Origin of the sequence: Rubritalea sp. (assembly GCF_039830215.1) — a bacterium.
In the GTDB taxonomy this organism is placed as follows: Bacteria; Verrucomicrobiota; Verrucomicrobiia; order Verrucomicrobiales; family Akkermansiaceae; genus Rubritalea.
In genome coordinates this window covers 1-10,939 of the sequence record NZ_JBDOPO010000311.1, presented here as the reverse complement: position 1 = coordinate 10,939, position 10,939 = coordinate 1, and the positions used below count along the sequence as shown (strand labels likewise).

Here is a 10,939-nt window from a genome sequence, read left to right as displayed (position 1 = left end):
CACTGTGCCCAAGCTCCGCGCGGGATTGACCAAGTGGTTTGATAGATACAATGACTGGAGACCCCACGACTCATTAGGCAACGACACGCCCTCAAATACCTACGAACGTAAATCTGGAACCTCTACCAATCCACAGGAGCAAGACGCCGCCTAGCCCCCAAATTTTGATTAGCCCTTGCTCCAGCCTCACTTCTATATCATCACCTAGCTCATCCTCCCATCATAACTTAATAGCTGAGTCTAACGGACGGAGAACGGGGTCCACCTCACAACAAGATAACCAAGTTCGAAGAGTGAGTCGAGATGGACCTCGCTTCTATCGATAACTAGTCGCTCTGGCTCGATCTAAAAATCATCCCCGCATTCATATTCGCCGAAGGTTCGAACTGGGCTCCACCCATTGTGGGTGCTGATTTGAGATTTTCTGGCAACCTCCGCCTAGCCAGTATTTAAGTGACAGAATGCTATTTAAAATTTTCGAGAGGCTAGCTGTGTCAAATTCGACGTCTTTAGGAGTAAATGAGGCAGCTTGGCTATGTGAGTTATTTTATGACATTGGGAAGTGGCTATGTTTCTTAGGGATTGTCGCAGTAAGATCGATTAGCGATGAGTTAAAATTTCGCCATTTAGTCAAGCTGGGGCTTGGTGCTTACGTCCTCATCATTAGCGCTTTTTTGTAAGATTCGTGGTTGAAGTCGTTTCATTTTGCGGCCCTTTAGTCTCTCCCTTATTTTAGCGGTTTGCATTGTTTTTACCGTGCCGGTAGTCCAGCTAAAAAAACAGTTGCTCGTGGCGGGTTAGCAGATCATGCTACCGCTAGGTTCTATGAAAATTATTGCAGGTTCAGCGCACAACCAATTAGCGGAGGATATCGCAACTCACCTTGGCACGACTATTGCAGACGTGACTGTGGATGCATTTCCCGATGGCGAAACATTTGTTCAAATTAATGAGAATGTTCGAGGTGAAGATATCTTCATAGTCCAACCTACTTGTCCTCCGACAAATCATAACTTGATGGAGTTGCTGATTATGGTGGACGCAGCTCGACGTGCGAGTGCTGGCAGTATCATTGCTGTGATGCCATTTTTTGGCTATGCTCGCCAAGATCGCAAAGACAAGTCACGAGTGCCAATCACAGCTAAGCTGGTGGCAAATTTAATTTCTGCAGCTGGGGTGGATCGCGTTGTCACGATGGATCTGCACGCGGCGCAAATCCAGGGTTTCTTCGACATCCCTGTTGACCATCTCTATGCGCGACCAGTGATGGTGAAGTACCTGAAGGACCAATGCGGTGTGGATGGTGAGAACCTGGTGGTCGTTTCTCCTGATGTGGGTGGCGTGAAAAATGCGCGTGCCTATTCTGACGCTCTCAATGCAGACTTAGCGATCGTAGCTAAGCACCGAGTCAGTGCCACCAAGGTGGAGGCTACTAACGTGATCGGTGAGGTCGAAGGTAAGGATGCTTTTTTGATTGACGACATGACGGAGACTGGCGGCACGCTCTGCGCGGCTGCTAAAATTTTGAAGGAAAATGGCTGTAAGCGTATTTTCGCGGGTGTTTCACACGCGGTAATAGGCGACGAAGCACGCAGGAAAATCGAAGACTCAGTGATTGAAGACCTCATCACGACCAATTCCGTGCCGCAGGCCTACGGTGAAAATGTCACACCTCTCTCAATCGCACCTATCTTTGGTGAGGCAATGCGCCGCATCCACAATGGTGAGAGTGTGACTTCACTGTTTGATATGTAGGCGAGCGTAGCTCGCAGTCATTGGTCAAGGGGCATTAGTCATGAGGCTTGAACGGTGAAGTGCATGCATCCGAAGATAGATACTATTTCTAAGCCGCTGGGACACGCCCTGTCTTGAGCGCTGTTTTTCGCTCAGGATAAAACTGACCAAACCCAGAAAAAAAGGCTTGTGGACGGGCATTGGTCAACCGGGCTAGATGTGAGGCACAGAACCTAGATGTGTAATTGGAACATAGCGACTAGGATTTTCAATTGACAATTCTTGATCAAGGCTTTATCTCCCGCGCCCGGCCTGTGGAAAGGTTATTATTATCTCACTACCTATCAGCTATTTTTTCCATGGAATAAACCGGACCTAGAAACGTGCAACAAAGTAACTTTGTGCGATGTCTGAAACTAAAAAATTAATAATCAAAATGGCTATTGAAACAATTCAAGCAACTGAGCGCGCGCGCACAGGATCTGGCGCGCTTAATGCAATGCGTCGTGAGGGCTTTGTCCCATCCGTAATCTACGGTGCAACTGAGAACAAGAACATCAAGGTACACGCAAAGACATTCCGCGATATGCTCAATGCTTCTGCTTCCTCACAGATTCTACTCAACCTCGAGGTCGAAGGTTCAGCACCGCAGCGTGTGTTCATTCAGGATCTTCAGTTTGACGCAATCACAGGTGTCATTCTTCACGCAGACTTTCTTGCAGTGACTGATCAGACTCTTCTTACAGCAAAACTCCCAGTGGTTCTTACTGGCGAGCCTAAGGGAATCAAAATGGGTGGTGCTCTGGAGCAACTCGTTCACACTCTAAAGGTGAAAGCTCTTCCGAATGATCTTCCTCTTACAATTCAAGCGGATGTCACAGGTCTCAATCTTTCTGAAGCGCTAACAGTTGGCGATATCGAATTCCCACCAGGCGTGACTCCAACGCTTCATGGGAACGTTCTTGTTGCTCTTGTCGCAATGACTCGTGCAGCTAAGTCTGCAGGTGTTGAATCTGAAGCGGATGCTGCTGAGTAAACTAACAACTGACGTTTCATAGTAACGTTTTGTCACTAGTTGCGGTGCGAGAAATCATACCCGATTAGGAGATTTTCAGTCAAAGTGGCGATCAAATTGATCATTGGTCTGGGAAATCCAGGTAGAAAGTACGAAGGCACACGGCACAATGTCGGATTCGATGTCCTTGACCTTCTTTCTGGCCGAGCTAGTGCCAAATTTGTCCACCACCTGAAGTGGAAAGCACATATTGCGAAGCATCCAGACGCTATGCTGATGAAGCCACAGACATTCATGAATGAAAGTGGCCGAGCAGCTGGTACCGCACTGCGGTTCTACAAGAGGCAACTGGATGAAGTGCTCGTGGTGTATGATGATGTTGCGCTCCCAGTGGGCAGTTTACGTTTCCGTAAATCTGGCTCAGCTGCGGGTCACAATGGCATCAAATCACTGATTCAGCATTTCGGTAGCGATCAATTTCCACGATTGAAGATAGGCATTGGCGGGCCCTCACCAGGAGAACTGGTTGGGCATGTTTTAGGGAAATTTAGTCCCGACGAACGCCCAGACATGGAAAAAGCGCTTGCAAGGGCTGCTGATGCTGTTCAGCTTGCGCTATCAAATGGGGTAGAATCCGCCGCAAACGTCTACAACGTCAAAAAAAAATCTAACTAGAAAAATTATGAGCAGAAAATACGAAGGCCTTGTCGTTCTCGACACCAAAGGTAAAGAAGGTTCAGTTGACGAATTCGTTAGCGAAGTAGGTAAGCAAATCGAAGCGAACGGCGCAACACTCGACGAAGTGAAGCAGCTCGGACGCAAAGAGTTCGCATACAATGCACGCCAGATTGAAGGCGGTGTTTATGTAAACTACTTCTTCAACGCAGCTCCTGAAGCGATTGAAGCTATCAAAGAAGCTCTCGACCTCGTCGACGGCATCTACATGCACCAATACCGTCGCATCGGCTAGTTTTGCGGTCATTGACCGTGAAATTCTCCAACGACTAAAAACATTTCATCCCTACTCGGCTTTTCTATTGTCGGGTGGGGATTTTCTTTTTAGAGTCCCTGCAACATGTCTAGTTTCAATAAAGTAATGATTATGGGGAATATAACCCGTGACATCGAGTTGCGTTACACCCCTAAGGGTACAGCTGTTACCGACCTTGGTGTCGCTTGCAATCGCCGAATCAAGCAAGCTGAAGAGTGGGTGGATGAAACCACTTTTGTCGATGTCACAGTTTGGGGAAGTTCAGCCGAGTTCGTTAGTAAATACTTCAGCAAGGGAAAGAGTATTTTTATCGAGGGTCGCCTCCAGATGGATACTTGGACAGATCAGCAATCTGGCAAGCAGCGCTACAAGCTTAAGGTTATCGGTGAAAATGTCCAATTCGCAGGCAGCAACAATGGTGGAGCCGGCCAGCAACAGCAGCAAGCTCGCCCACAACAATCGACTCCTCAGCCGCCGCAACAGCGTCCACCGCAACAGCAATACCAAGCACCTCAGCAGCAAGGAGCTTCGCCAGCAGCTCCCGGTGCGGATTTCGATGATGACGATGACATCCCGTTTTAGGATTATTCGCTTCGCATAACTAAATTTTACCGCCCCAAATAGCTTCGTGTTATTTGGGGCTTTTTAGTCAGTTGGGATTGCTGGTTTGCTAGGCAATTGGAACTCTTTTACAGAATGGACATAATTTCTCAGAATTGTCGTATTTTTGAACTCAACAATACGTGCCAGTAATTAAGTAAAACTCTGTAACCGGAATCGTGATTCCTAATTCTTTCTGGACTGCGTGTGGCTCGACACCCCTTTACGGCAGGCTCGGCTTGACGAGCGCGGTGGGGCTTCATTAACTAGGCAATGAACCCACTGCAGCGAAAATCACAAATTACAAATAAATCGATGTTACAGGTAGTCTGTGGTGTGATAGTAAATTCGGTTGGCGAGTATTTACTTTGCCAGCGGCCGGAGTGGAAGAGTCAGGCGGGACTATGGGAGTTCCCTGGGGGGAAGATAGAGGAGGGGGAAACTGCGCAGCAGGCGCTTGTGCGTGAACTGCGGGAGGAACTCGGTTGCGATGTGACTGTTGGGAAAGCTTTATCCTCTGTTGTGCATCATTACGAAGAGTTTGCGATCGAGCTGGTGCCTTTCTTTTGCTATGTCATCGGTGGTGAGCCAATGACTCTGGAGCATCAGTCGATTGAGTGGGTTCGTCTGGAAGTATTGTGTGATTATGTCTTGGCTCCGGCCGATGAGCCCATTGTGGAGGAGCTACGCTCCATTTGAAGTAGATTGAAGGGTAGGGGATAAAGTGGAAAGAGTGTATGTTCGTTGCGGCCAAGCTGGGACTTGGCGCTCCCAGGGAGCGACTACTGGCCCAGGAGTTCTTTGAGTTCTTTATATTCGGCCCAATCGATCGGGCGATTTTCGGATTGCTTAGCGGCAGCGTCGATGAGGATGGCAGCGAGGCGCGTGTGGATTTGCGCTGAATAGTTGTCCTCCTCGGCGTTGGACTTGTTGGCGAGGGTTGCGTGCTTTTGCGCAGCAGTGATGAAATTGGTGGGAGGCGCTTCTGTTTCAGATTTAGCAGTTAGTTCTTTCTTACTGGTGGCTTCTTTTTTTTGGATGTCTTTTGCAGCAGACGGCTCAATTGTACTGTTCTTTTTCCCTTTATGGAGTGCGGCTTTGAGTTTTTTGTATTCGGACCAATCGAAATTTCCACCAGATTTCTGAGCTTCGCGTTTGATTTCAGCTAGGCGGGAGTATGTGGCAGATTTTTCTGTGTTACCTGCATGTTGAGCAGCCTCTGCGAGCTTGTCATAGCGTACAGCGGCTTCGTTGAAGCTTTTGCCCTTGTTCTCTTTTTTGGCAGCGCCAGCTTTCTTGCCTTTGTGTCGTTTGTTGTTGGAGTTGAGTTGGCCACGAAGTTTGTGGTACTCGCTCCAGTCGTAACCATTGGTGCTGATGGCAGCTTCCCTTTTGATCTCTGCGAGCCTTTTAAAGATTTTGGCATTTTCCGGATAGCCTTTGTTACTGGCACGCTCGGCTTTGGCATCGTATTCTCTCGCTGTGTTCAGAAAACCTTGGTTGGCTTGTTGGCCGTTATTTTCAGCCATGAGGGCGCAGCTTAGGAAGAGAGAACAGAGGGTGGTGAGTGTCTTCATTAGGAATTCTAAGGATTGATTATTGATAGGAAAGGGCTGTAGGCCTCTCTCAGTAACTGTATAAGGAAATATGCAGAGGAAGTTACATGTTATTTTTGGATTGTGAGGTGTCTTCTTGCTGATTAGTGGAACTATCAGAGGCCCAGTCAGTATTGGGTAAAGGTTACGAAAAAAAGTGTGCAAAGAAGGGTTGTGCAATCTTCGGTTCTTATCGAGGCTGCGCACTGGCAGATAGGAAAGACGTGGGGATATGATCCGGCTCACGAGGGCCTCAAATATCCAGGTGGTGATTCGAGCTTTAAGGAAGGGGGCGAAATGGATCTACAGGAAAACGGTGCCTGAGGATATGCTAAAGCTTTTTTCGGAATACCGATAAGACTGGGGGCTGATAAAAATATTGATCTCCGACGTTTATCCAATTTAAAAACTTATTTCAAGCAGCAGGAGTGGTTATTGGTAGTGACAAAAAATACTGGTAACTATAAGGCTGGGCACATCGTGACCAGCACTGTTACTGGTCGCTTGCCGCGTCATTGTGAGTTATTAGGGGTGCGCGAGGAAGCTAGATCGTTCGGGTTTCCTCTCACTGGGCATCATCGAATTAGGAATTAGGAATTAGGGTTGCTAGGATGATGGTGGTCAGCATACTTTGCTCGGTTTGATGAAAATGGTTAGATATTTGCTGTGCGCGTTGACGTTGGTCGGCTTGGTTTCTTGTGCCAAGCTTGATGATAGTCCTTTTGCTGGGCTGGGGAAATCTGCGCCAGCATTGATGTCGGAAGCCTTTGATGAGGCGATGGAGAAAGAGGCTCAGGCATTATGGCTTGAGGGGAGCCAGATAGACACCTTGGTCAATGGTGGTGAGTATTTTCCTGCAATGTTAGAGGCCGTGAGGTCAGCACAGAAGACAATCACCTTTGAGACATTTGTGGCAGTGGATGGTCATGTGACCTATGATTTGGTGATGGCGATGAGTGAGCGTGCGCAGGCAGGCGTTCGAGTGCACGTTATTTTAGACGGTGTGGGGTCGATGAAGTTAGATGAGCGCTATCTGATTGCTCTGCGTAACGCTGGAGTGGAGGTGGAGCTCTATCGGCCTTTCAATTGTTTTAGGTTGTTTCACGGAAATAACCGTGATCATCGGAAGATTCTTGTGGTGGACGGGGATGTGGCTTTCACCGGCGGAGCTGGTTATGCCGATTGTTGGAATGGTGGTGCGAAAGGGAAGTGGCAATGGCGAGACACGATGTACCGCGTACGTGGGCCATTGGTGGCGGAGTTGCAGCGTGGGTTCATGAATAACTGGGCTGAGCTGCGTGGAGATGATCTGAACTCAGAGGCCTATTTCCCAAAGTTAAAAGAGTTGGGAGATATGAAGGCTCAGGTGGTGTTAGGGGCGCCCTGTGAAAGGGGAGACACACTGGGAGCAGGGTATTTACTGGCGATCGATGCAGCTAAGAAATCAATCTTGATAGAGCACGCGTATTTCATTCCTAACAAGCAACTACGTAGAGCGCTAGTACGGGCGATGGAGCGTGGGGTTGAGGTGGATATTATTTTACCTAACGATCATATCGATACACCAATCGTGCGTCAGACATCGATGTTATATTGGCCCGAGTTACTGCAGGCTGGAGCGAAGATTTACGAATTTCAGCCAAGTATGATGCATGGGAAGTTGATTGTTGTGGATGACGAGCTTTCTATTATTGGCTCAGGAAATTTTGATGATCGGACGTTTTTCATCAATGATGAGATCAATGTGCATGTTTTGAGTAAACGCTTTGCCAGCGAACAACGGAGAATGTTTGAGAATGATCTCAAAAACTGTGTGCAGAAATACGAAGAGGATGCCAAGGCTCGGCTCGGTGACCTTCCACGTCGTTGGGTAGGTAAGTTATTGGAGCCTCAGCTTTGAGGTTTTCCCCTGCGGGGGGAAGTCATTGGTCAAAAGGTATCAGTCAATGTGCTTGGATCGCCGGATTTAAGATTTTTGAGGGGAGGCCCGCGAAGTGCTTATCGACACTGGATATTTGTGCGGCAGTGGCGTCGGCATTGAATTTAAATGTGACTATGTGGCTTAGTTGGGCGAAGAGTGCGGTTTTCATAGTGCGACTCGAGCTAACATATTTTACTAGTAGTGGCTGTAGAATCTGAAAATGATCTAAGATTTTGGTCTTCATATGCTGCGATCAAGCAAGGTTTTGGTCTTAGGTTCTGTAAATTTCAGCTAATGCCAGAGGTGAGGGGGGGGGCAAAATTCTAAAAAAATCTAAATCTTTTGAAAATTCGTCTTGTATATTGGTAGCCTGCGTCTAGTTTGCGCGTCCCATGGCCAGAACAGCAGGAAAAGCGAAGACACGTAAGTCAGTAGCAAAGCGCTTCAAGGTCACCGGTACAGGCAAGATCCTACGCCGTAAACAAGGCAAGCGACACCTTCTCCAGAAGAAGAATCGTAAGCGTAAGCGTTTCCTCGGAAAAGCTACACTTGTTTCCGACGCGGACATCAAGAGAGTGAAAGCATCCCTTCCATTCCACTAAGCCCACATCGGTGAACTAGAATCGCGAGCACAGACTCGCACTCCCGCTAATCGGGAGAAACTCCACGTAGCCAGTCTCACATAGTGAGAATACGGTCAAACGAGACTACGGGAGAAATTATAAAACAGTTTGATCAACAAAGGAAAAGAAAATGCCAAGAGCAACAAACAGTCCGGCAAGCCGCGCCCGTCGCAAACGCGTATTACTACGTGCGAAGGGTTTCCGTGGTTTCCGTTCCAAACTATACCGCTATGCGAAGGACGCAGTCATCAAGGCTCGTCAATATGAATACCGCGACCGTAAAAAGCGTAAGGGAATGTTCCGCCGTCTCTGGATTCAGCGTATTTCCGCTGCTTCCCGTGCACAAGGAATCACTTACTCACGTTTCACCGAAGGCCTCAAAGCTGCAGGTATCGAAGTCGACCGTAAGATCCTTGCAGACCTTGCAGTCAATGACATCGCTGCCTTCAACATCATTGTTGAGCAGTCCAAAGATGCTCTCGCGAAGAAGCACGCGTAATTAGCGTTCGTATTCACGAAACATTCTATAATGCCGTTATCCAGTTTTCTGGGTGACGGCATTTTTTTGCCCTCATTTTAGGGATGAGGGAGTGTTAAGGTGGCCGTGTTCAGTTTTCAGAGCTAGCACGATGAAGCGCAACAGGGGGGGCAGAGCTCTAATTGGTGATCCTGAGCAGTCGAAGAGCTCTGAAAATTGGCTACTGAAAACTCTCACAGCGTGAGGCAAGTAAAACCATTGGACACTATGCGGGATTTATGTCACGGCTGTGCCGTCCATGAAACAGGAACTCGAAACAATCCAAGCTGACGCGCTCAGCGCCATTGAAGCCGCCTCTGATCAGAATACTCTCGATGAAGCTCGTGTTGCATTTCTAGGAAAGAAAGGTCGCCTCACAGCTGCCTCTGCTGCGATGAAGGATCTCCCTAACGAAGATAAACCAGCCTATGGCCAAGCACTCAACGTGGCGCGTTCGGCTGTGACGGCTGGGATAGAAACCAAGCTTGCTCAGCTACAGGAAGAAGCAGACCAGAAATCAGTAGAGGGAGTTGACCTCACGCTCCCACCACGCGAACTTCTGGAAGGTGGGCTGCACCCGCTCACGCTTATCAAGGATCGTGCTATCCAGATTCTTCGTCGTATGGGATTTACGCTAGCTGAAGGACCTGAGATCGAGACAGAGTACCATTGTTTTGATGCGCTCAACACGCCTGATGACCACCCGGCTCGCAACGAGAAGGACACATTCTATTTTGATAGCGGAAAGCTTCTCCGCACGCATACTTCATCAGTGCAGATTCGCACGATGGAGAGGGCAACTCCTCCAGTTCGTATTATTGCACCAGGATCTGCTTACCGTCGTGATGAGATCGACGCCACTCACCTTTCAGTCTTCAATCAGCTCGAAGGGCTCTTTGTTGCTGAAGACGTCAAGCTCGGCGACCTTAAGGGCACGCTCGAATACTTCCTCCGCGCGCTTTTTGGCGGCGAGACTGAAGTGCGCTTCCGTCCTCATTTCTTTCCATTCACCGAGCCTAGCTTTGAAATTGATGTGAAACTTCACGTCAAAGGTCAGGCTCCAAAGTGGATCGAGGTCGCAGGGTGTGGCATGGTTGATCCTGCAGTGTTCACTTCGCTTGCTGAAAGCCGTGGTGATGATTTTTTTGATCCAGAAAAAGTCACGGGGTTTGCCTTTGGCATGGGGCTTGATCGTCTAGCGATGATTCATTGGGGTATCAAAGATATCCGCCAGCTGATCGACAACGACACTCGTTTCCTGAAGCAATTTGTATAGTCAGGAAGCCCCTGAGAGCTCCAAGCCCAGCTTGGCTTCAATCGGAGTCGCTTTTTAGCGGTGTTTTCGCCGTGCTGGGGCTCTGCGCTCCGACTTGGTTTCTTTACAAAACGCAATCGGTCCAATAAACTACATGTCGATGGCTGACAGCATACTCATTCAAGATATCTTAGCAAAGAAGGCTGCAGGCGTGGAGCGCATGCGGATGCGCCAATTGCGGGTTCAGGAGCGCCTGGCTGATCGGATTGATCAACATCCAGAAGCCATAGCTGATGCGCTGAGTAGAGTGAGACAGTATCTCGAGCAACCGAATTGCACGTGTAGAGCTATCTATGAGGAATGGCTCATGGTTCTTACGACTAAGTCTGCCGGCTATATTGCCAATATTATGCGCGACACCTCGGCCGATACTGACCAACTGCGAGCTTGTTCTCCCTTCGTGCTAGACTAGCCAATGGAGGTCAGACTTTTTTAACAAAATTGCCACACAGTTGAGCTGTAGGAATTCGTCAGCTTTGCTACCTTTCAGCTGCCCTATATTGGGTAGATAAGATATGTTGATGTATTCCTTGATAGAACTTTTCGACGAAGACCTTAAGACTGCGCTCAAGGCGGCAGCGAAGGCCTACCAGCGTAATCGCTTTGTGGTGGTTGGTTCGGCCTCGAT

At 48.5% G+C, this 10,939-nt stretch carries 13 protein-coding genes; 11 read left to right on the top strand and 2 right to left on the bottom strand.

The window, feature by feature from the left end; genetic code table 11:
- Window positions 1-825: 825 nt before the first annotated feature.
- From ABGY95_RS10415 to mutT, 6 genes are all read left to right on the top strand, one after another.
- On the top strand, window positions 826-1,755 hold the full coding sequence (locus ABGY95_RS10415; RefSeq protein ID WP_347441620.1) for a ribose-phosphate pyrophosphokinase: 930 nt from the start codon (window positions 826-828) through the stop codon (window positions 1,753-1,755).
- A 415-nt stretch (window positions 1,756-2,170) separates the two neighbouring features.
- The gene (locus ABGY95_RS10410; protein ID WP_347441619.1) at window positions 2,171-2,770 is read left to right on the top strand and encodes a 50S ribosomal protein L25; all 600 of its coding nucleotides are present in this window, start codon (window positions 2,171-2,173) and stop codon (window positions 2,768-2,770) included.
- An 84-nt stretch (window positions 2,771-2,854) separates the two neighbouring features.
- Window positions 2,855-3,424, top strand: coding sequence for an aminoacyl-tRNA hydrolase (pth, locus tag ABGY95_RS10405; RefSeq protein WP_347441618.1), 570 nt, complete (start codon window positions 2,855-2,857; stop codon window positions 3,422-3,424).
- Window positions 3,425-3,431: 7 nt separating this feature from the next.
- Window positions 3,432-3,719: a 30S ribosomal protein S6 gene (locus tag ABGY95_RS10400; RefSeq protein ID WP_347441617.1), complete on the top strand. Its 288-nt coding sequence runs from the start codon at window positions 3,432-3,434 to the stop codon at window positions 3,717-3,719.
- A gap of 105 nt (window positions 3,720-3,824) precedes the next feature.
- Window positions 3,825-4,322, top strand: a complete 498-nt coding sequence (locus ABGY95_RS10395) for a single-stranded DNA-binding protein (RefSeq protein ID WP_347441616.1) — start codon at window positions 3,825-3,827, stop codon at window positions 4,320-4,322.
- 333 nt (window positions 4,323-4,655) lie between these two features.
- On the top strand, window positions 4,656-5,039 hold the full coding sequence (gene mutT, locus ABGY95_RS10390) for an 8-oxo-dGTP diphosphatase MutT (protein WP_347441615.1): 384 nt from the start codon (window positions 4,656-4,658) through the stop codon (window positions 5,037-5,039).
- 83 nt (window positions 5,040-5,122) lie between these two features.
- Here the strand turns inward: mutT and ABGY95_RS10385 are convergent, their stop codons facing one another.
- On the bottom strand, window positions 5,123-5,917 hold the full coding sequence (locus ABGY95_RS10385; protein WP_347441614.1) for a hypothetical protein: 795 nt from the start codon (window positions 5,915-5,917) through the stop codon (window positions 5,123-5,125).
- 667 nt (window positions 5,918-6,584) lie between these two features.
- Between ABGY95_RS10385 and ABGY95_RS10380 the strand changes: the two genes are divergently transcribed.
- A complete protein-coding gene (locus ABGY95_RS10380; protein ID WP_347441613.1) occupies window positions 6,585-7,835 on the top strand; it encodes a phospholipase D-like domain-containing protein in 1,251 nt (416 codons plus the stop codon).
- A 43-nt stretch (window positions 7,836-7,878) separates the two neighbouring features.
- Here ABGY95_RS10380 and ABGY95_RS10375 read toward each other — a convergent pair whose 3' ends face one another.
- Window positions 7,879-8,025: a hypothetical protein gene (locus tag ABGY95_RS10375; protein WP_347441612.1), complete on the bottom strand. Its 147-nt coding sequence runs from the start codon at window positions 8,023-8,025 to the stop codon at window positions 7,879-7,881.
- A gap of 223 nt (window positions 8,026-8,248) precedes the next feature.
- On the opposite strand from ABGY95_RS10375, the gene rpmI reads away from it, so the two are divergent.
- From rpmI to ABGY95_RS10355, 4 genes are all read left to right on the top strand, one after another.
- Window positions 8,249-8,458, top strand: coding sequence for a 50S ribosomal protein L35 (gene rpmI / locus ABGY95_RS10370; protein ID WP_347441611.1), 210 nt, complete (start codon window positions 8,249-8,251; stop codon window positions 8,456-8,458).
- 151 nt (window positions 8,459-8,609) lie between these two features.
- A complete protein-coding gene (rplT, locus tag ABGY95_RS10365) occupies window positions 8,610-8,978 on the top strand; it encodes a 50S ribosomal protein L20 (protein ID WP_347441610.1) in 369 nt (122 codons plus the stop codon).
- 277 nt (window positions 8,979-9,255) lie between these two features.
- A complete protein-coding gene (pheS, locus tag ABGY95_RS10360; RefSeq protein ID WP_347441609.1) occupies window positions 9,256-10,272 on the top strand; it encodes a phenylalanine--tRNA ligase subunit alpha in 1,017 nt (338 codons plus the stop codon).
- Between the two features lie 139 nt (window positions 10,273-10,411).
- Window positions 10,412-10,723 carry a hypothetical protein gene (locus ABGY95_RS10355; protein WP_347441608.1) on the top strand — a complete coding sequence of 104 codons (312 nt, stop codon included), beginning with the start codon at window positions 10,412-10,414 and terminating at the stop codon, window positions 10,721-10,723.
- Window positions 10,724-10,939 lie beyond the last annotated feature (216 nt).